The sequence below is a fragment of the Nitrospirillum guanabarense genome, assembly GCF_034653355.1.
Taxonomy (GTDB): domain Bacteria; phylum Pseudomonadota; class Alphaproteobacteria; order Azospirillales; family Azospirillaceae; genus Nitrospirillum.
This window is the reverse complement of sequence record NZ_JAYEER010000004.1, coordinates 1,472,493-1,492,602: the sequence shown is the minus strand read 5'-3', so window position 1 is coordinate 1,492,602 and position 20,110 is coordinate 1,472,493. Positions and strand designations below refer to the sequence as shown.

Annotated in this window: 21 protein-coding genes; 11 read left to right on the top strand and 10 right to left on the bottom strand. The window is 68.5% G+C overall.

Features of this window, described 5'->3' with window-relative positions; all coding sequences use genetic code 11:
• Positions 1 to 111: 111 nt before the first annotated feature.
• The 7 genes from UAA55_RS24885 to UAA55_RS24855 all read right to left on the bottom strand — a co-directional run bounded on the left by UAA55_RS24885 (position 112) and on the right by UAA55_RS24855 (position 6,088).
• Positions 112 to 912 (bottom strand): anti-sigma factor family protein, encoded by an 801-nt coding sequence (locus UAA55_RS24885; protein ID WP_322956156.1) that lies wholly within the window; start codon positions 910 to 912, stop codon positions 112 to 114.
• Positions 909 to 1,472 (bottom strand): sigma-70 family RNA polymerase sigma factor, encoded by a 564-nt coding sequence (locus UAA55_RS24880; RefSeq protein ID WP_322956154.1) that lies wholly within the window; start codon positions 1,470 to 1,472, stop codon positions 909 to 911. Before UAA55_RS24880 ends, UAA55_RS24885 begins: the two co-directional genes overlap by 4 nt.
• Before the next feature lie 32 nt (positions 1,473 to 1,504).
• Complete coding sequence (locus tag UAA55_RS24875) at positions 1,505 to 2,044, bottom strand: cytochrome b (protein WP_322956152.1); 540 nt, start codon at positions 2,042 to 2,044, stop codon at positions 1,505 to 1,507.
• Positions 2,041 to 3,168, bottom strand: coding sequence for a catalase family peroxidase (locus tag UAA55_RS24870; protein ID WP_322956151.1), 1,128 nt, complete (start codon positions 3,166 to 3,168; stop codon positions 2,041 to 2,043). Before UAA55_RS24870 ends, UAA55_RS24875 begins: the two co-directional genes overlap by 4 nt.
• A gap of 114 nt (positions 3,169 to 3,282) precedes the next feature.
• A complete protein-coding gene (locus UAA55_RS24865; RefSeq protein ID WP_322956150.1) occupies positions 3,283 to 4,482 on the bottom strand; it encodes an MFS transporter in 1,200 nt (399 codons plus the stop codon).
• A 124-nt stretch (positions 4,483 to 4,606) separates the two neighbouring features.
• On the bottom strand, positions 4,607 to 5,341 hold the full coding sequence (locus UAA55_RS24860; RefSeq protein ID WP_322956148.1) for a hypothetical protein: 735 nt from the start codon (positions 5,339 to 5,341) through the stop codon (positions 4,607 to 4,609).
• 111 nt (positions 5,342 to 5,452) lie between these two features.
• Entirely contained in the window at positions 5,453 to 6,088 is a 636-nt protein-coding gene (locus UAA55_RS24855; RefSeq protein WP_416235224.1) for an ATP-dependent Clp protease proteolytic subunit, read from the bottom strand.
• Positions 6,089 to 6,298: 210 nt separating this feature from the next.
• On the opposite strand from UAA55_RS24855, the gene UAA55_RS24850 reads away from it, so the two are divergent.
• Together UAA55_RS24850 and UAA55_RS24845 are read left to right on the top strand one after the other, a co-directional pair.
• Entirely contained in the window at positions 6,299 to 7,069 is a 771-nt protein-coding gene (locus tag UAA55_RS24850; protein ID WP_322956147.1) for an ABC transporter ATP-binding protein, read from the top strand.
• The gene (locus UAA55_RS24845) at positions 7,066 to 7,845 is read left to right on the top strand and encodes an ABC transporter permease (RefSeq protein ID WP_322956145.1); all 780 of its coding nucleotides are present in this window, start codon (positions 7,066 to 7,068) and stop codon (positions 7,843 to 7,845) included. The genes UAA55_RS24850 and UAA55_RS24845 overlap by 4 nt, the downstream gene beginning before the upstream one ends.
• 153 nt (positions 7,846 to 7,998) lie before the next feature.
• On the opposite strand, the gene UAA55_RS24840 is transcribed toward UAA55_RS24845, so the two are convergent.
• Complete coding sequence (locus tag UAA55_RS24840) at positions 7,999 to 8,514, bottom strand: adenine phosphoribosyltransferase (RefSeq protein WP_322956143.1); 516 nt, start codon at positions 8,512 to 8,514, stop codon at positions 7,999 to 8,001.
• A gap of 262 nt (positions 8,515 to 8,776) precedes the next feature.
• Between UAA55_RS24840 and UAA55_RS24835 the strand changes: the two genes are divergently transcribed.
• The 7 genes from UAA55_RS24835 (at position 8,777) to bla (ending at position 15,598) form a co-directional block, all read left to right on the top strand.
• Entirely contained in the window at positions 8,777 to 9,916 is a 1,140-nt protein-coding gene (locus tag UAA55_RS24835) for an MlaE family lipid ABC transporter permease subunit (RefSeq protein ID WP_322956141.1), read from the top strand.
• 54 nt (positions 9,917 to 9,970) lie between these two features.
• A complete protein-coding gene (locus UAA55_RS24830; RefSeq protein WP_322956140.1) occupies positions 9,971 to 10,738 on the top strand; it encodes an ABC transporter ATP-binding protein in 768 nt (255 codons plus the stop codon).
• 21 nt (positions 10,739 to 10,759) lie between these two features.
• Positions 10,760 to 11,728, top strand: a complete 969-nt coding sequence (locus UAA55_RS24825; RefSeq protein ID WP_322956138.1) for an MlaD family protein — start codon at positions 10,760 to 10,762, stop codon at positions 11,726 to 11,728.
• The gene (locus tag UAA55_RS24820; protein ID WP_322956136.1) at positions 11,725 to 12,387 is read left to right on the top strand and encodes an ABC-type transport auxiliary lipoprotein family protein; all 663 of its coding nucleotides are present in this window, start codon (positions 11,725 to 11,727) and stop codon (positions 12,385 to 12,387) included. Before UAA55_RS24825 ends, UAA55_RS24820 begins: the two co-directional genes overlap by 4 nt.
• A 15-nt stretch (positions 12,388 to 12,402) precedes the next feature.
• Positions 12,403 to 13,182, top strand: a complete 780-nt coding sequence (locus UAA55_RS24815; RefSeq protein ID WP_322956135.1) for a DUF6969 family protein — start codon at positions 12,403 to 12,405, stop codon at positions 13,180 to 13,182.
• A 214-nt stretch (positions 13,183 to 13,396) separates the two neighbouring features.
• Complete coding sequence (spbR, locus tag UAA55_RS24810) at positions 13,397 to 14,503, top strand: SpbR family protein (protein ID WP_322956133.1); 1,107 nt, start codon at positions 13,397 to 13,399, stop codon at positions 14,501 to 14,503.
• Positions 14,504 to 14,587: 84 nt separating this feature from the next.
• Positions 14,588 to 15,598, top strand: a complete 1,011-nt coding sequence (gene bla / locus UAA55_RS24805; RefSeq protein WP_322956132.1) for a class A beta-lactamase — start codon at positions 14,588 to 14,590, stop codon at positions 15,596 to 15,598.
• A 10-nt stretch (positions 15,599 to 15,608) separates the two neighbouring features.
• On the opposite strand, the gene hrpB is transcribed toward bla, so the two are convergent.
• Entirely contained in the window at positions 15,609 to 18,116 is a 2,508-nt protein-coding gene (gene hrpB, locus UAA55_RS24800; RefSeq protein WP_322957758.1) for an ATP-dependent helicase HrpB, read from the bottom strand.
• Positions 18,117 to 18,212: 96 nt separating this feature from the next.
• On the opposite strand from hrpB, the gene UAA55_RS24795 reads away from it, so the two are divergent.
• Complete coding sequence (locus tag UAA55_RS24795) at positions 18,213 to 18,569, top strand: DUF1428 domain-containing protein (protein WP_322956131.1); 357 nt, start codon at positions 18,213 to 18,215, stop codon at positions 18,567 to 18,569.
• Positions 18,570 to 18,627: 58 nt separating this feature from the next.
• On the opposite strand, the gene UAA55_RS24790 is transcribed toward UAA55_RS24795, so the two are convergent.
• Entirely contained in the window at positions 18,628 to 19,050 is a 423-nt protein-coding gene (locus UAA55_RS24790; protein ID WP_322956130.1) for a response regulator, read from the bottom strand.
• A gap of 352 nt (positions 19,051 to 19,402) precedes the next feature.
• On the opposite strand from UAA55_RS24790, the gene UAA55_RS24785 reads away from it, so the two are divergent.
• Positions 19,403 to 20,095, top strand: coding sequence for a phosphatidylserine decarboxylase (locus tag UAA55_RS24785; protein WP_322956129.1), 693 nt, complete (start codon positions 19,403 to 19,405; stop codon positions 20,093 to 20,095).
• Positions 20,096 to 20,110: the final 15 nt, after the last annotated feature.

Below are 20,110 nucleotides of genomic sequence, written 5' to 3'. Positions count from 1 at the left end.
TTATAGCCTGCCGAGACGGAAACAGCAACCGTATGGTTGCCGTTGCGGTCCACTAACCGATCTGTACAAGCACGAAGGTGGCGTTTGGTTCGCCACCATTCCCGCGAAAGCTCAAATCTTGGTGCGCAGCTGCCGTCGCGCCTCATCCGCCAGGGGGTGCAGCGCCTGGGCGGAGGCGTCGGCCACCAGGCTGTAGCCCATGCCGCGGTTGCACCAGGTGACGCCCCCCACCTCGTCCTTCTGGTGCTCCGTCATGGGGGCGTCGCCATCGTGCTTCATGGGCCGCACCAGCATGGCGATGCGGTTGCCGCTGCTGTCGTCGTAGAAGAACATGGCGCCCGGCCCATGGGCGGTGGCAACCAGGCGGCCGCCCATGAAGCGATAGCCGGAGGCCGACAGGTCGGGCACGGCCACCTTGCGGTCCAGCCGCTGCGACACCCAGCGCAGCAGTTGTTCCTGCTCGCCGGCGTGCATCTCCACCGGCCGCACCGCGTCGGCGGCATAGACGCGGTAGTTGTCCATGGCCTCCTGCGTCAGCATGTTTTCCGGGTTCATCGACGCCTTGCCGACGGTCATGCCATGCATGGACCAGCCGCCGGCCCCGCCCACCAGCACCAGCGCCACGGCGGCGGCGATATTGCGCCAGGGGCCCGACTGCCAGGAGCGCGCCTGCCGGCGCTGTCGCGCCTCTATCAGGCGGGCCAGGTTCAACCGGTCAGGCACCGGCTCCTCCGCGGTGGGGGCCAGGGCCGCGCGCAAGGCCTCGCCCTGGGCGGTATAGGCGGCCACGCGCCGGGCGGCGTCGGGGCGGGTGGACAGGTACTCCTCCACCTCCGCCCGGCGCTGTTCGTCCAAGGCGTGGTCGACATAGGCCTGAAAGTCTTCCTCGGTGATGGGGCGGCCGGCCTTCATTTCACTCTCCTGAAAATTCCAGCGCCAAAAACGGGCCGATGGATGGTGGCGCCTTTCGGGGGTGCCGGGGCCGATGTCCCTTCCATCTTCTGCAACAGCTTCTCCCGCGCCCGGGCCAGGCGGGACATGACGGTGCCGATGGGAATGTCCAGCACCCGCGCCGCCTCGGCATAGGTCAGGTCTTCCACCGACACCAGCAGCAGCACGCTGCGCTGCTCCTCGGGCAGGGTTTGCAGGGCCTGCATCACGTCCGCGTGGTGCAGCGCGTCCTCCTGTGTGGCCGGTCGGGCGATCATGGCCTCGTCCACCCCGTCGTCCAGGGTGACATGGCCGCCGCGCCTCCGGTTCTGACGCATGTGGCTGACGGCCAGGTTGTGCAGGATGGTGAACAGCCAGGTGCGGGCGTCACCATCCTCCCGCCGCTGGTGCCAGCGGGTGATGGCCCGTTCCAGACAGTCCTGCACCAGGTCGTCGGCCGTGGCGTGATCCTTCACCAGCGCCCGGGCGTAGCGCCGCAGCGGCGGGATCTGCGGCTCGATCAGCAGCATCATGTCCTTCATGGCCCGCGCCCCTTGGTTCCCGGGTTCCGCCGTCAGCGACGGGTGCGCCAAGCCGCCATGCTCTGGAACACGCCATCCTTGAAAATGAAGGCATGCATCAAGGCGGCGGACAAGTGGGCGATCACGGTGAGGAACAAGGCGTACGCCAGGTAGGTGTGCAGGTGGCGCAAGGACGCGTACAGTCCCCTGTCCGGCGACAGCAGCGGCGGCAGGTGCACAGCACCCCAGACGGTGATGGGATAGCCGCCGGCCGACAGCATGGACCAGCCCACCAGCGGCAGGGCGATCATCAGGGCATACAGCACCAGGTGCGACAGGTGGGCGATGGCCTTCTGCGGCGCCGGCATGTCGACCGGCAGGGGGGGCGTGCCCTTCGTGGCGCGCACGACCAGGCGGATCAGCACCAGCAGCAGCAGGGTGGCGCCCACCGACTTGTGCAGCGGCACCAGCCAGTTGTGGCTAACCCCGACGGTGGAGACCATGCCCACGCCGATGAACAGCATGGCGATGATCAGGACGGCCATCAGCCAGTGCAACAGCCGGGCGGCGGCGCTGAACGTGGTCGACTTCATTGCGCGGACTCCTTCGCGGCGGGCTGGCTGGAAGCAGGGGCGGGGAAAGCCTTGTCGGCGGCAAGCGCGCTGGCCGCCGCCGGCTCACCCGTGCGGCGGGTGTAGCCCACGGCGTAGACGGAGGAGCGTGTGGCCAGCAGCGGATCGTCGGAGGGCGCCACGCCCGCCGGCAGGATGGTGGGGTCGAAGTTCACGTCGCGGCAGGGGCCGTCCTCCTCGGTCACCGCCCGGTCGATGGTCAGGGTGCCCACCTCCACCCGCTGGCGGTCGTCCGGCCAGGGTTTGGTGGCGTCGTCGGTGGGGTCGCCGGCATTGGGCAGGATGATGGACAGGTGCCAGACCAGCGGGCCTTGGGCCAGGCGGCCGGCCACCTCGTCGAACAGGAAGTCGCGCGGCCGATCGGCCAGCGTGGTCTTGTCCAGCTCCTCGAACGCGGCCTCGGGCGTGAAGATCCAGCGCGCCAGCCGGGTCTGGCCCTGGTCGTTGGTGAAGCGGAAGGCGTTGACGCTGTTGTAGTTGGCATTGGCGAGGCTGGAGGGCAGGGGCGCCTTGGCCATATAGTCGGCGAAGGCCTTGGTCTCCGGATGCTGGGCCATATAGGCCTGCACCTTGGCCGGGTCGGGCTTGCCGGTGGCGGGGTCGGGCGTGGTCGCCAGCTGGAAGTCCAGGAAGGCCTGCGGCGTGGCTACGGGGAAGACGGGCACATGGTTCAGCGCCATGCGCCACTGCTCGCCCCGCGGCAGGTCGAACTTCAGCGCCAGGCTATGGAAGGTGACGCGGCCGTCACCGGCGTTGGGCACGCCGCCGGCCAGCGAGAAGCGGCCGATGACCGGGGTGGTGGCTTGGCGGAACAGGCTGGCCTTGCTGAGCGTCAGGCCCTGGCCGTTGCCCTCGAAATGGCCGACCACGCACAGGCCTTTGGCATGGGCGCGGCGGAAGCCCTCGTGTTTGCCGTCATGGCCCTCCAGCGCGTTCACGATCTTGGCGGGCTGCAGCCGGCCAGGGTCGAGCCAACCGCCAGCATAGGCGAAGGCGGCGGTGGCCCCGCCCGCGACGGCGGCGATGGCCAGCAGCGACACCAGGCTGCGGCGGCTGAGGATGTCCTGAACTCGGTAGCCAGGCATGGGCGGGGTCCCTTTCGGCCATGGAAACGGGCCCCCAAGGGGGCCGCACCCCCCATTGACGCCGCCGCCGGTGGATTATTCCAGGCGGGGCTAAAATTTTTTACCGAAGCGACGTCAATGCGCGAAGCCGGGGCAGGCGTCGTCGTCCTGCACGCCATCCGCACGCGTGCCGCCCTTGTCCGTGGCGGCGGCGATGGCGGTCAGGCTGAGGGCACAGACGGCCAGGCCGGCGCCCAGCCAGGGTAGATGGCCGTAGGCGACGCCATGGTCGATGGCGATGCCGCCGAACCAGGCGCCGAGCGCGTTGCCCATGTTGAAGGCGCCTTGGTTCAGGGTGGACGCCAGGTTGGGCGCGCCGCGCGCCTGATCCACCACCCGCATCTGCAAGGGGGAGCCGACGGAAAAGGCGGCGATGCCCCACAGCACCAGGGTGGGCACCACGCCCAGGGGCGTGGCGCTGGTCCACACCAAGGCCACCAGGATCAGGGTGATGATGCCGAAGGTGGTCATGACCACGGGCATCATCTTCCAGTCGGCCAGGCGTCCGCCCACCAGGTTGCCCACCGTCAGGCCCACGCCGAACAGCAGCAGGACATAGGTGACCTGGTCGGGGGTGAAGCCCGTGACACGCTCCAGCAGCGGGGTGATGTAGGTCAGCACGCTGAACAGACTGGCGGAGGAGATGACGCTGATCATCATGGCCATGGCGACCTGGGGGCGGCCCAGCACGCGGAACTCGCCCAGCAGGCTGCCGCCGCTGCTGCCGGGCAGGCCGCGCGGCAGCCACAGGGTCAGGGCGGCGGCGGCGATGACGCCGATGGCGACCACGGCCCAGAAGGTGGCGCGCCAGCCCAGCTCATGGCCCAGCGCCGTACCCAGGGGCACGCCCAGCACGTTGGCCAGCGTCAGGCCGGAAAACATCAGGGATATGGCCTGGCCCCGCTTGTGTCGCGGCACCAGGCCGGCCGCCACCACGGCGCCAATGCCGAAGAAGGTGCCGTGCGACAGGGCGGTGATGATGCGCGCTGTCATCAGCAGTCCGTACGTGGGCGCCACGGCGCAGCAGAAGTTGCCGAAGATGAAGATGCCCATCAGGCCGATCAGCGCGCTCTTGCGCGGCAGCCGCGCGGTCGATACCGCCAGGATGGGGGCGCCCACCACCACGCTCAAGGCATAGGCGGTGACCAGCATGCCGGCCTGCGGGATGGTGACGCGCAGGTCCTGCGCCAAGTCCGGCAGCATGCCCATGATCACGAACTCGGTCGTGCCGATACCGAAGGAGGCGATGGCGAGGGCGAGCAGGGGCAAGGGCACTGGAACCACTCCGGATCGGCGGGCGCTGTCTGGATGCCCCTAGCATCGCCGAAAATAGGTAAGCGCTGTCATGCTGCGTTGCAGCAGGAGCCATGACGCCACGGGATGACCTTTCGCTTTAGGTTTATTCGGGCGCGCGCAGCCAGCGTTCGGCCGCCGCCGCCGCCCGTTCCGCATAGTTGGGCTGGTCGGGGCCCAGCAGAGGCAGGCCCCATTCCGCCACCACGCGGGCGATGCCGGCGGCGTCCACCAGCAGGCCCAGCTCCTTCAGACGCCAGGCCATGTTCATCTCCTGGCCCCAGAAATAGATCCGGGTGGCGCCGGTGTTGGCGGCCATGGTCCGCACCTGGGCCTCACGGTCCAGGCCATGCAGCGGCAGCCAGATGTCGGCCAGCAGGGTGTCGAAGGGCCGGCCGTCCACCGGCGTCCAGGTGTGGGCGTCGCCCTGGTGGATGGTGATCTTGGCGGCGGCCTCGGGCGGCAGTTGGCGGAAGATGCCGGACTGTTCCACCGCCGTCAGCACTTCCGCGTCGAACTCGACCACCGTGACGGCGGTGACGGCGGGGTTCAGGGCGGCGTTGGCGGCGGCCCAGCCCATGCCCATGCCCATCACCACCGTACGACCACTGGCCAGCTGGCAGCCGATTTCCTGGCTTTCCGTTTCCATGGGCGTCATCGACATCCAGGCGCGGGTATTGCCGCTGTCGTGGCGGATCAGCGCCGCCATGTTTTCCACCATGCGCGGTCCCGACCAATAGCCGGGGCAGATGACCAATGCCGCCAGCCGCAGCTCCCACCGTTCCCCCGTGAAGGGCTGGTAGGTGGGATAAAATAGGGGGAAGGCGGCGGTGTCGGACATGCGCGGAACTCCAGACCCGGAAATCGGGGCCAAGAAAAAGCCGCCGGCGCCGGGGGGCGAAGGCGGCTTTTATCGACGTCTCAAGGCATCGGGCCTCTGAAGCTCAAGGGTTTACTTCAGATCGTCGGCCTTGCTGATGATGTGGGTGACGATGCCATAGTCCTTGGCCTCTTCCGCCGACATCCAGAAGTTACGATCCGTGTCCTGCTCGATCTTCTCGAGCGGCTGGCCGGTCTCGCGGGCGATGATGCTGTTCAGACGCTTGCGCATCTTCACGATCTCGCGCGCCTCGATGGCGATGTCGGTGGCCTGGCCGCCGGTGCCGCCCATCGGCTGATGGATCAGGAAGCGGGTGTTGGGCAGGCAGTAGCGGTTTTCCTTGGCCGCACCCAGGAAGATGTGCGCGCCGGCGCTGGCCACCCAGCCGGTGCCCAGGACCAGGACGCGCGGGCGGATGAACTGCAGCACGTCGTGGATGCTGTCGCCGCTTTCGACATGGCCGCCTTGGGAGTTGATCACCAGGCGGATGGGGTCGTCGCTCTCGGCCGCCATGGCGAGCAGCTGGGCGACCGTGCTCTCGGCGATCTTCTGGTTGATCTCACCGAAAAGCAGGATGGTGCGGCTCTTGAACAGGCTTTGGGCCACGGGGGAGAAGGGCGCGCCTTTGGACTTCTCCTCCTTGCCGCCTTCCGGAGCGGACTCGGGGGCGTCGGGTTCTTCGTCGTCGAAGCGGATCGGCAGGGTCACCAGGATCTCCTTGGGAACGAACAAGGCGGGGGCCAGACCGGCGGCCCATCCACCCACCCTTATCAGGTAGCGGGATTCGCCGCCCCATTCAACCCGCCCGTGACAGAAGGCTTTTACCATGATCGGCTACCCCGGCCGGTCTAGCAAGGGTGGCGCGCCGCTCTCGGCATGGGTAAAGGTTAAAGCCGCATCGGCTGGAGACGGGATCACATGATGGGGCAGGGGCCGGCACCCTTCCTGGAACTGCAGGGCGTGACCAAGCGCTATCCCAACGGGACGTTGGCGCTGACCGACATCTCGCTGGCCGTGGGTGACGGGGAATTCCTGGCCATCGTCGGGGCCAGCGGCTGCGGCAAGAGCACCATCCTGCGCCATGTGGCCGGCCTGGTGGCGCCCACGGCCGGCCGCATCACCTGGTCCCAGCCACCCGCCGCCGGTGGTATTGGCATGGTCTTTCAAGAGCCGACACTCATGCCTTGGGCCCGCATCCAGGACAATGTCCGCCTGCCGCTGGATCTGGCCAAGGTGCCGCGCGCCGTGGCCGACGCCCGCGTCAGCGCCCTGCTGGCCCAGGTGGGGCTGGCCGATTTCGCCCAGGCCTATCCCCGCGAACTGTCGGGCGGCATGAAGATGCGCGCCGCCATCGCCCGCGCCTTGGTCACCCGTCCGCGCCTGCTGCTGATGGATGAGCCGTTCGCGGCGCTGGATGAGATCACCCGTCAGAAGCTGAACGACGACCTGCTGGCCCTGTGGCGGGAGCAGCGCTTCACCGCCATGTTCGTGACCCACAGCGTCTATGAAGGCGTGTACCTGGCCAACCGCGCCATCGTCATGGCCCCCCGGCCGGGACGCATCCATGCCGACATCCCGCTGGATCTGCCCTATCCCCGGGACGAGTCCCTGCGCACCAACGCCCGATACGCCGCCGCGTGCCGCACGGTATCCCTGGCTCTGGCCGACGCCATGCGGGGGGCGGCATGAGCGCGCTGCGCCGCTTGGCGCCGGTCATCCTGGGTGTGATCGTCCTGGCGGGGTGGGAGGGGTTGGTGCGCCTGCTGGCCGTGCCTGCCTTCGTCCTGCCGCCCCCCAGCGCCGTGGTGGCGGCTCTGCTGGCTGATCCTGAGACGCTGGGCCTGTCGCTGTGGTTCACGCTGACCGTGACCTTGCAGGCCTTCGCCCTGGCGGTGACGGGCGGGGTGGCGCTGGCCATCCTGTTCACCCGGTCGCCGCTGCTGGCCTCCGCCCTCTATCCCTACGCCGTCATTCTGCAGGTGACGCCGGTAATGGCCATAGCGCCCCTGCTGCTGGTCTGGGTGGGGTATGAGCGGGTGGATCTGGCGCAGCTGATCCTGGCGTGGATCGTCGCCTTCTTTCCCATCCTGGGCAACACCACCCTGGGCCTGCGCTCCGCCGACACGGGCCTGCGCGACCTGTTCCGCCTCTATGGCGCCAGCAAATGGCAGGTGCTGTGGCGGCTGGAGCTGCCCTCGGCCTTGCCTTACCTGCTGGCCGGCATGAAGATCTCGGGCGGGCTGGCGCTCATCGGCGCGGTGGTGGCGGAATTCGTGGCGGGCTCGGGGACGGGCAGCGGCCTGGCCTGGCGCATCGTGGATGCCAGCAACCGTTTGAACACCCCGCGCATGTTCGCGGCCCTGGCGCTCTTGTCCCTGCTGGGCATCGCGATCTTCGCCCTGCTGTCGCTGATGCAGCGCCTGGCGCTCCGGCGCTGGCACGACAGCGAGGCCGCAAACCGATGAGTCCCAGTCAACGGCATGAGCTTTAACTCATGCCGTTGTAGGACGCGACCGCGTCCGCCGGATGCCGAGCACCGCCCAGTTAGTGTAAAGGGGGGCGCAGCGAGGAAGCGAAGCGGCCGGATGGCCGCGCCCGACGAGGGCGAACTAAACCAACTATTTGTCGTAGTTCAGCAGCGACAAAACAGGCACATCCAGCTTTTTGCGGCCTTCCAGGAAGTCCAGCTCGATCAGGAAGCCGGCGGCGCGCACGTCGGCGCCCACGTCACGCAGCAGCTTGATGGCGGCGCTCATGGTGCCGCCGGTGGCCAGCAGGTCGTCCACCACCACCACGCGCTGACCGGGCTTCACCAGGTCGGCCTGGATTTCCACCGTGTCGCTGCCGTACTCCAGATCGTAGGAGTGGCGGACCACGTCGCCCGGCAGCTTGCCCTTCTTGCGCACCATGGCGAAGCCCAAGCCCAGCTTCAGCGCCAGGGGGGCGGCCATCAGGAAGCCGCGGGACTCGATGCCCACCAGGAAGTCGACGCCCGTCTCCTGGATCAACCGCGCCATGCGGCCCATGGCGACCGCCCAGGCATCGGAATGGGCCAGCAGCGGCGAGATGTCGTAGAACAGGATACCGGGCTTGGGATAGTCCGGGACGCCGCGGATGTGGCTTTTCAGGTCCATGGGGGAAGGCCTCGGGGAAAACGGATGCGCCCCGGTGCCGGGGCGCGAAATCATAGGGGAGGCTGGTCCGGCATGCCAGCGCCAAGCCGCGCCGCCCCGTCCGGATGGTCCGGATGGGCATCTCGCGGCCGCTGCTGTTGACCCGCAGCGGGCCTTTCTGTCAAGTGAAGGACGAGCAAGGCCGCCCGGCGCCCCTGTCAGGATGGGGGCGGGGGCCGGCAGGGGCCGGCCCAGTAAAGGGGCGGGCCGGCGAAGGGGCGAGATGGCGGCGGCAGGCGGCGGCGTGATCAAGACGGCATGGGACGGCGACCATTGGTTGCTGGCCGCCCTTGGCCGTTGGGACCTGGCGGGGGCGGAGCGCCTGGACATGGCGCTGACGCGCCTGAAGCCGGAGCGCAAGCCGGGCCAGGTGCTGCTGGACCTCTCCGGCCTGTCGGGCATGGACACCGCCGGCGCCCTGGTGCTGGATCGCCTGATCGAACGCCTGCGCGCGGAGGGGGAGACGGTGGCCGTGGTCGGTGCGACGATGGCCCAGTGCACCCTGCTGCGCGACGTGCGCCGCGCCGTGGTGCGCCATCCCGAGGTCACCACGCCGCATCGGCCTTTCCATGATTTGCTGGAACGGGTGGGCAAGGGCGCCTTCAGCCTGGCCCAGGACGCGTTCCAGTTGCTGAGCTTCTTCGGGCTGGTGTTCATCACCATCGCCCGCGTGGCCCGCGATCCGCGCCGTTTCCGCTGGACAGCCTTCTTCTTTCATCTGGAGCAGGTGGGCCTGAACGCCCTGCCCATCATCGGCCTGCTGACCTTCCTGATCGGCGTCGTGCTGGCCTATCAGAGCGCCGACCAGCTGCGCCGATTCGGTGCTGAAATCTTCGTCGTCAACCTGTTGGGCATCGGCATCCTGCGCGAACTGGGGGTGCTGATCACCTCCATCATCGTCGCCGGCCGCTCCGGTTCCGCCTTCACCGCGCAAATCGGCACCATGAAGGTGAACCAGGAGGTGGACGCCATGCAGGTGCTGGGGCTGGATCCCATCGAGATGCTGGTGCTGCCCCGCCTGGCGGCCCTGTTCGTGGCCCTGCCGCTGGTCAGCTTCTACGCTGATGTGGTGGGGCTGTTCGGCGGCGCCGTCATGTCCTACGGCACCCTGGACATCACGCTGGGCCAGTTCCTGCGGCAGTTGCAGGTGGCCGTCAGCCCGACCACCATGCTGGTGGGCCTGATCAAGGCGCCGGTCTTCGCCATGGTCATCTCGCTGGTCGGCTGTTTCGAGGGCCTGAACGTGACCGGCAGCGCCGAAAGCGTGGGCAAGCTGACCACCCGCTCGGTGGTCGAATCCATCTTCCTGGTGATCGTGCTCGACGCGCTGTTCTCCATCCTCTTCTCCTATCTCAAGATCTGAGAGGCGCCGATGAGCCTTGGCAACTCAGAGGGGGGCGGCCCGGTGGGAGACCCGGTGGGAGACAACGTCGCGCCGGTCATCCAGGTGCGGGGCCTGGTCACGCGCTTCGGCCGCCAGACGGTGCACGACGGCGTGGACCTGGACGTGCGCCGGGGCGAGGTCATGGGCGTGGTCGGCGGCTCGGGCACCGGCAAGTCGGTGCTGCTCAAGGAGATCATCGGCCTGTTGCGCCCCACCGCCGGCCGGGTGGAGGTGCTGGGCACCAACATGTGGACGGCCGACAGCGCCGCCCGTCGCACTATCCAGAGCCGCTGGGGCGTGCTGTTCCAGGACGGCGCCCTGTTCAGCTCCATGACCGTGGCGGAGAACGTCATGGTGGCGTTGAAGGAACACACGGATCTTGAGGACTGCCTGATCCAGGAACTGGCCCGCATCAAGATTTCCATGGTGGGCCTGCCGCCGGACAGCTGCTCCAAATACCCGTCCCAGCTTTCGGGCGGCATGCGCAAGCGCGCCGGCCTGGCCCGCGCCCTGGCGCTGGATCCGGAAATCCTGTTCCTGGATGAGCCAACGGCCGGCCTGGACCCCATCGGCGCCGCCGCCTTCGATGAGCTGATCGGGACATTACAGCGCAGCTTGGGCCTGACCGTCGTCATGGTTACCCATGATTTGGACAGCCTTTATGCCATTTGCGATCGCATCGCGGTGCTGGTCGACCGTAAGATGAGGGTGGGAACCATTGACATGTTGCTGGCGGACACGCATCCCTGGATCCATGACTACTTCCATGGACCGCGCGGCCGCGCGGCCGTGAAGAGCTGAGCAGTTAGGGGCTGAATTCACATGGAAACGCGCGCCAGCTACGCGCTCGTCGGCGGGTTCATCCTGGCACTGACGGCGGCCCTGTTCATCGCCATCGTCTGGCTGGCCAAGGTCCAGTTCGACAAGGCGTCGACCCCTTACCGCATCTATTTCTCCGGCTCCGTCACCGGCCTGGTGGCGGGCAGCCCCGTGCGCTATCGCGGCGTGGCCGTGGGCCGGGTCACCGACATCCGCATCGATCCCGGCAACGTGGAACGCATCGAGGTGAAGGTGGAGGTGCCGAAGGACACCCCCATCAAGTCCGACGCCGTGGCCTCGCTGGAACCGGTGGGCGTGACCGGCGGCGTCTATGTCGAGATCGCCGGCGGCAGCCAGGAGGCGCCGCTGCTGCGTGAGACGCAGAACGACGTGGACGTGCCCGTCATCCCGTCGCGCCCCAGCAACATCGCCTCGCTGTTGCAGGAGGCGCCGCACCTGCTGGAAAACCTGATCAAGCTGTCGGATAGCTTGGCGGGCTTCATGACGCCCGACAACCAGAAGGCCTTCGCCTCCATGCTGGCCAACCTGGCCTCCACCGCCGGCGCGGCCAACGGCACGGTGCAGGATGCCGGCCACCTGGTGAACGAGCTGCGCGGCAGCGTGCGCGAGATCAGCAAGCAGACCGAGGCGCTGCTGGTCGACACCCGCACCACCGTGACCACGGTGGGCAGCGACGCCAAGCGTATCAGCGGCAACCTGAACCAGTCGGCGGAGGACGTGAAGGTCCTGACCCGCAACCTGAACCAGACGGTGGAACAGCTGCGCGGCATGGTGGAGGAGAATTGCGGCCCCATTCGCGACTTCACCTCCAGCGGCCTTTACGACCTGACCCAGCTGATCGGTGACCTGCGCACGCTCAGCAACAACCTGTCGCGGGTGACCAACCGCATCGAGAACGATCCGTCCGGCTTCCTGTTCGGTGGCCGGCAGCGTGGGGTGGAGGTGAAATGAGGGGGACCCACAAGGGTGCGATGAGCCGCCGCCGCCTGCTGGCGCGCGGGATGGGGGTGATGGGTGGCGGCCTGGCGCTGGGGTCGCTGCCCGCCTGTTCCGTGTTCGACAGCCCGCCGCACGTGGTGCGGCTGACGGCCGCGCGCGAGTTCTCGCCGGCGCCGCCGGTGGGCTGGCAACTGCTGGTGGGGGTGCCCACCACCACGTCGGTGCTGAACACCACGCGGATCGCGTTGAGCCGCCTGGAGGGGGACTTCGGTTATTTCGATGCCGAGTGGCAGGACCCGATGCCGGAGATGGTGCAGGGCCTGTTGATCGAGTCCTTCGAGTATTCCGGCCGTGTCTCGGGCGTGGGACGAGAAGGCTCCGGCCTGCGCGCCGACTATGTCCTGCTGACCGACGTCCGTGATTTCCAGGCGGAGTATCCCCACGCGACGGTGGAGGACGTGCCCACCGTGCATGTCCGTGTCCAGTGCAAGATGGTGACGCTGCCACGCCGCACCATCCAGGAAAGCCAGGGCTTCGAAATCCGGATGCCGGCCAAGTCCACGGGTTTCCCCGCCGTGCTGGCGGCCTATGACGAGGCTTTCCACACGCTGGCCCGGCAGGTCGCCGAATGGGCCCTGCAGCCTGGGCGGCGCGCGGGCGGCGGCGTTTAAGGGAAGGGGACGGCCATGCCCTTCCTCCGGGGCCCCGCGCGCGGCAGTTCCGTTGTCGATGGCCTGCCGTATGAGACGCTGGTCCGGCTGGTCGACGCCGCGCGCGAGGTCAGCTTGTGCACGCGGGCCTTGGCCAAGACGGGCGACACGGTGCTGAGCGAGGTCCTGCGCGACGCCACCCCGCCGCTGGAGGCCTGGCACCACCACCCGCCGGGCGACGTTTACGACAGCGAATACCACGCCCAATTCTACTTCCATGCCCACCCGGAGTTGGAACTGGTTGGGGAGGAGGTGGGGCACTTTCACACGTTTATGCGGCCCCTGGGCATGCCGGAGGGCGTGGCGCCGGCGCCCTTGCCCGATCTCCGGCCCGACCCCGACGGCAACGCGGCGCTTAGCCATCTGGTGGGGATTTCCGTCAACGGCATGGGCCGGGTGACGCGGCTGTTCACCACCAACCGCTGGGTGACGGGCGAAACCTGGTACGCCGCGGCCGACGTCGTGCGCATGCTGGACGGTTTCCAGGTCGACCACGCCCGGCCGTCCTGGCCGCTGAATTGTTGGATCACCGCCCTGGTCAGCCTGTATCGCGATGAAATCGTTGAACTTTTGCAAGAGAGGGATGCGGTTGTCGGCCACTGGCAGGCGGAGCACCCCGGTAGTTACGTCTATGACGACCGCGCGCTGGAGGTGACGTCGGAACGGATGGTCGACGTGGAGGGCCGCATCCAGGAACTGGAGCGGGCGTTGCGCCGGCGCAACCGTCAGCAATCCCCCATGGCGGATCCCGCGTAGCAGCCTTGGGCGGCCGGCAGGGAATATCACCCAAATGGCGTTGGCCAAGACGGGGAAGGCTGTATTATTAATGGGCAATGGTCACCCGACGTGCGTCGGGGATCTTAATGGTGGTGAAACCTGGTACCCCCGGTCCGGCGGCGTGTGACGGCCCTGGGTGGGGATGACAAGCCAGGTGACCGGTCGGTATCGAAGGGAGCGGGTTGCCCTGCCAATGTCCGAGACCTTGACGCATGAGGACGTGCAACGGCTTCTGGCCGATCCGTCCGCCACGACCCGGGCCGAAATGGCCACCAAGGTTGCCGCCCAGTTCGGCGCCGATCAGCTCTCCCCCTCGGAACGGGCCCTGGCCGAGGACATCGTGCGCTTGATGGCCCGCGACGCCGCCGTGCGCGTCCGTTCCGCCCTGTCGGAGAGCCTGAAGACCTATCCCGCGATACCCCGCGACGTCGCCCTGCAATTGGCGCGCGATGTGGAAGAGGTATCGCTGCCCTTCATCGAACTGTCGTCGGTGTTGACCGACGCCGACCTGATCGAGCTGATCAAGACCGGTTCGGAAGCCAAACAATCGGCCGTGGCCAAGCGTCCCGACGTGTCGGAGGGCGTGGCCGACGCGCTGGTGGACAATGGCGCCGAGACCGCCGTCGCCACCCTGATGGCCAATGAGGCCGCCAAGGTGACGGAAGTGGCGCTGACCCGCGTGCTGAACCGCTTCCCCAAGAGCGACGCCGTCCACGCCCCCCTGATCGAGCGAGGCAGTCTGCCGGTCACCATCGCCGAGCGGCTGGTGACCATGGTGTCGGAACAGCTGCGCGAGCGGCTGGTGGAACGGCACGAGCTGCCGGCCGACGTCGCCAGCGACATCGTCCTGCAGGGCCGCGAGAAGGCGACGTACGAGCTGGTGGGCGTCGCGACCGACGCCCAGCTGGAAACGCTGGTGGAGCAGCTCTATCGCAACGGCCGCTTGTCGCCGTCGCTGCTGCTGCGGTCGCTGTGCATGGGCGACGTGGCCTTCTTCGAGGTGGCGCTGGCCCAGCTGGCCCGCATTCCCACGCCCAACGCCCGCATGCTGATCCATGACGCCGGCAAGCTGGGCATGAAGGCGCTGTTCGATCGCACGGGCATGCCCCAGTCGATCTACCCGGCCATCAAGGTGGCGCTGGACGTCGCCAGCGAGACGGAATTCGATGGCGGCGAGCATGACGTGGAGCGCCATCGCCGCAAGATGCTGGAACGCATCCTCACCCAGTTCGAGGAAATGGCCAGCGACGACCTGGATTATCTGCTGAGCAAGCTGACCGACCTGACCACGAAGGTCTGACGGGCCACGCCTCGACCACGGTTTGCGGGCATCGCTCCGTGGCCGCCAGTCCTTGGCGGCCAACATCGGATGGGGACCACCTGGATGCTGATTGCCATGCTGCGCGCGGCCTGCGCCGCCGCTGTGCTTAGCCTTGCCTGCACGGCGCCCGCCGGCGCCGGTTCCCTGGATATGCCGGCGCTTCAGGCGCGCCTGGACCGGCTGACCCACGACTTCCCCGGCCGCGCCGGCGTCGCCGTGCGCGATGGCGCCACCGGCGCCGAGGTGGGGGTGAGGGCGCAGGAGCGCTTTCCGGAGCAGAGCGTGTTCAAGCTGACCGTGGCCATCGCCCTGCTGGACCTGGTGGATCACGGACGCATGGACCTGACGCAAAAGGTCACGCTCTACCCCAAGGACCGTTCCGTCTACTGGCAGCCGCTGGCCAAGAACATTACGCCCGCCGGCTGGACCACCACCCTGGACGACCTGATGGCCCGCATGGTGGCTGACAGCGACAACATCGCCGCCGACACGATGCTGCGCCTGATCGGCGGGCCGGCGGTGGTGCAGGCGGCCCTGACGGCCCGGGGCCTGGATGGCATCCGGGTGGACCGGGATGAGCGCCATCTGCAAAGCGACATCCTGGGCCTGACCTGGAAGGACGCCTATGTCGAGCCGGCGGCGTTCCAGGCCGCGGCCGATTCCGTACCGGCCGCCACCCGTCTCGCCAAGCGCGAGGCCTACCTGAACGATCCCCGTGACACGGCCAAGCCGGCCGCCATGGCCTTGCTGCTGGACCGGCTGGACAAGGGCGAGCTGCTGAGCCCCGCCGGCACCCGCCGCCTGCTGGACGTCCTGGACCATACCACCACCCAGCCCCACCGCCTGAAGGCCGGCCTGGGCGCCGGCTGGACGGTGGCGCACAAGCCGGGGGCGGGACCTTCTGTCGAAGGCGTGACCCTGGCCAACAACGACGTGGGCCTGATGACCGCGCCGGATGGCGGCCGTTATGCCGTGGCGGTCTATGTCGCCAGCGTGCAGGGCCCCCGTGAGAAGGCGGACGCCTTCATCGCCGATGTGGCCCGGGCCGTGGTGGACTCCTGGACTCCCGACTAATGGCGGGACCTCAGGTTCCCCGCCGCTTCGCCCGCGCCGTCGGCTCCGCTTCCAGCGGGTTGTCGGGCCAGTAGTGGCGGGGGTAGCGGCCCGCCAGATCCTTCTTCACGTCCCGGTAGGTGTTGGCCCAGAAGGAGGCCAGGTCGCGGGTGACCTGGATGGGGCGATGGGCGGGCGACAGCAGGTGCAGCAGCACCGGCACGCCCGCCACCGTCGGCGTCTGCGGCAGGCCGAACAGCTCCTGCAGGCGCACCGCCAAGGTGGGGATTTCGCCGGAGTAGTCGATGGGCAGGCGCGATCCGCTGGGCACGTCGATGTGGGTGGGCGCCTGGCGCTCCAACTCCTGGCCCTGGGCCCAGTCCAGCATGCCGGTCAGCGCGCCGTGCAGGTCCAGGCGCGGCAGGTGGCCCACGCGGCTGATGCCGGGCAGGTAGGGGGCGAGCCAAGTCTCCATGTCGGCCAGCAGCGCCTCGTCCGACAGGTCGGGCCAGGCGCCCGCGGCGCCGGAGCGGTGCAGGAAGCGCACGCGCTCCCGCCACGCCTCCAACGCCTTGGTCCAGGGCAGGACCGCCAGGCCCATCTCGCGAATGCCGGCCATCATGGCGGCGGCCATGGCCTCGCCCGAAGGCTGGCTCAGCGCCTCATCCTTCAGCACTAGGCCGAACAGGCGGCGGCGGCGGCGGGCCAGCACGGCCTGTTCCCGACCATCCCAGCTCACCAGTTCCTCCGTCACGACGCGGTCGGCGTAAACCTCCTCGATCTCCTCCCGTGTGATGGGGGCGGCCAGGTAGATGCGGGCCTCGCGCGCGTCGCCGTCCAAGTCGCCCACCGCCAGCCAGTCCTGGCGCGACAGGGCGTCGGCGCTGTCCAGCGCAGCGCCCTTGCCGTTGGCCAGGCGGTACTGGCCCTGGCCGCCGGGGCGTTTCTGCGCCAGGCGGTCGGGGTAGGCCAGCGCCAGCAGGCGGCCGGCATCCTCACCCGTGAACGACCGGTCGGTGATGCGCAACTGGCGCATGGTCTGGCGGGCGCTTTCCCGGATCTGGCGCAAGGCATTGCGATCGGCGGCCCCATCGTCCTGGCCGGACAGCAAATCCAGCCGGCGGCGCAGGTCGGCGTCCCGGGAAATGCCACGCAGGGGATCCCGCTCCTCCAGCAGGGCCGCCAGATGGGCGGCCGCGGCGCCCAAGCCCAGATCCATGCCCACCAGCACCATGTGGGCCAGGCGGGGATGCATGCCCAGCGTGGCCATGCGCCGGCCGTGGGAAGTGATCCTGGCCGCGTCGTCCAGGGCACCCAACTGGCCCAGCAGGGTGCGGGCCTGGGCCAGGGGAGCCGGCGGCGGCAGGTCCAGCCAGGGCAGGACGCTCACGTCGTCCACGCCCCAGGCCGCCAGCTCCAGCGCCAGGGGCGCCAAGTCGGCGCGCAGGATTTCCGGCGGGGCATAGGGGACCAGCGCCCGGTCGGCCTGCTCGCTCCATAGCCGATAGCAGATGCCCGGCTGCAAGCGGCCGGCGCGGCCCCGGCGCTGGTCGGCGGACGCGCGGGAAACGCGGGTGGTCTCCAGCCGGTTCATGCCGCTGCCGGGATCGAAGCGGCCCAGGCGGGCCTGGCCGGCGTCGACCACGATGCGGATGCCGTCGATGGTCAGGCTGGTTTCGGCGATGGCGGTGGCCAGCACCACCTTGCGCTGGCCGGCCGGCGCCGGGCGGATGGCGGCCTCCTGCTGGTCCAGCGCCAGGTCGCCGTAGAGGGGGGCGATCACGGCGTCGCGCGGCAGGCCCAGGTCGGCCAGGGCCTTTTCCGTGCGGCGGATTTCACCGGTGCCGGGCAGGAAGACCAGGGCGCTGCCCGCTTCCTCCATCAACGCGCGCTTGACCACGCGGGCCACGGCCGTCTCCAGCCGGTCGGTGGCGGCGGGCTCCACCCAGCGGGTCTCCACCGGGAACGCGCGGCCCTCGCTGGTCACCATGGGCGCGGCGTCCTCTTCCCCCTTGGCCAACAGCCTGGCCACGGCGGCACCGTCCAGGGTGGCGGACATGACCAGCAGGCGCAAATCCTCACGCAGCAGGCCCTGGGCCTGCAGGCAGAAGGCCAGGGCCAGGTCGGCGTCCAGGCTGCGCTCATGGAACTCGTCGAACAGCACGGCGCCCACGCCGTCCAGCGACGGGTCGCCCTGCAACCGGCGCAGGAAGAGGCCTTCCGTCACCACCTCGATGCGGGTGGCGGGGCCGACGCGGGTATCCAGGCGGACGCGGTAGCCCACCGTCCCGCCCACCGTCTCACCCAGGGTGTCGGCCATGCGCTTGGCGGCGGCGCGGGCGGCCAGGCGCCGGGGTTCCAGCATGATGATCTTCCGGCCGGCCAGCCAGGGCTGGTCCAGCAGGGCCAGGGGCACGCGCGTGGTCTTGCCGGCGCCGGGGGCGGCCTGCAGCACGGCGTTGGGCGTGCCGGCCAGGACCCGCAGCAGGTCCGGCAGCACGGCATCGATGGGAAGGGCGGTCTGGTCGATGGGCGGCATGGTGCCGTCATAGCGCGCGGCCGTGCCCGCTGCCACCCCTAGCGACGCTTTGCTATGATGCGGGTCCGCGTCTCATCCGAAGGGAAGGGCTGGACCATGTACATCGTCGGCATCGTGATACCCGTGCCTGGGGACAAAAAGGACGCCTACCGCGCCTGGTCGGAGAACAGCGCGGCGCTATTCAAGGAATATGGCTGCCTGGAGGTCGTGGAGTCGTGGGAGGACAACGTTCCCGACGGCAAACAGACCGACATGCGCCGGGCGGTCGCGGCCCAGCCGGGGGAGAAGATCGTCTTTTCCTGGCAGGTGTGGCCGGACAAGGAAACCCTGGACGCCGTCGAGGCCAAGATGCACGACGACCCGCGCTTTGATATTCCGGGTGACATGCCGTTCGACGCCAAGCGGCTGATCTACGGCTGCTTCAGTCCGTTGCATGTCGTGGGGCGGGAATGACCCCCACTTGGAGGACGCCGCCCACCATGGGGGCTCGCTGACGCGTGAGGGGCGGGCTTCAGGCCAAACTTAAGGCTTCCAGGCTGCGCTGGAAGTCTTCCGGCCGGTAGGGCTTGGTGATGAAGCCCAGCGAAACCGAGGGCACGCGGCTGCGCAGGGTGTTGGCGTCGACGGCGCTGGTGAACAGGCTCCGGATGCCGAAGCGCTTCCAGATGCGCTCCGCCGCTTCCACCCCGTCATCGCCGCCGCGCAGCATGACGTCCATCAGCACCAGGTCGGGACGGTGGTTGTCCACCGCTTCCACCGCCTCATCCACCGATGCGGCCAGGGCGCAGACCTCATGGCCCTGCTGCAGCAGGATCTGCTGAAGGCCAAGGGCGATCAGCGCCTCATCCTCGACGACCACAATGCGATACCGGGGATGGCGGGCCGTGGAGGACCGCTGGGTCAATTCCCGATCGATTGTCTGTTCGGCACGCACGGGACAACAACCTTCAACGTCACGAAAGTCACCAGGACGCGCCGTCGCCGGAGGCTGACCCAGATTGGCTACATTTTTCCGCAAACCGACGTGAAAGGGTATCCGCCCTTGAGGAAGAGACCGGTAGGCAACCTGTCATAGTTCACAGGGTGGAGCGGTGTGAGCAGCCATGGAACTGGAGGTACTGCCAAAAAAGGCCTTGAACAGCCAAGACACGACCGGCCTTAACCCGAAGGACATGCAATGGCACTTAAAATCCGGGACGGCCCTGTCTACACTGCGCCCATCCACCTATGTCCCTGGGGCCCGCCGTTCGGGGCCTGTCTGGGGCCCTGCCTTTTGGAAAGTGCAAATGTCCGCTCTCAGCACCGTCATCGTGCCGATCAACCGCGCCGGTTGGCCCTTCATCCTGGGCTTCGCCGTGGTCACCCTCATCCTGTTCTGGCTCTCTACCTTCCTGGGCTGGATCGGCGTGATCCTGACGGCCTGGTGCGCCTACTTCTTCCGCGATCCCGACCGTGTGGTCCCCACCCGTCCCGGCCTGATGGTCAGCCCGGCCGACGGCTTGGTGCAGATGATCACCAAGGCGGTGCCCCCGCCCGAGCTGGGCATGGGGCCCGAGCCGCTGACCCGCATCAGCATTTTCCTGAACGTGTTCAACGTGCACATCAACCGCACGCCCATCGAGGGCACGGTGACCCGCGCCGAATACCATCCGGGCAAGTTCCTGAACGCCGCCCTGGACAAGGCCAGCGACCTGAACGAACGCATGAGCATCCGCCTGGCCATGCCCGACGGCCGTGAGATCGCCTTCGTGCAGATCGCGGGCCTGGTGGCCCGGCGCATCATCTGCACCCTGAAGCCGGGGCAGAGCGTGTCGACCGGGGAACGCTACGGCCTGATCCGCTTCGGCAGCCGCACCGACGTCTACCTGCCGGACGGCGTGCAGCCCCTGGTGGTCGTGGGCCAGAAGGCCCTGGGGGGCGAGACCATCCTGGCCGACCTGACCAGTGCGGAGCCGCAGCGCCAGGGCGTGGTGCGCTGATGGCGCAGCGTCCCC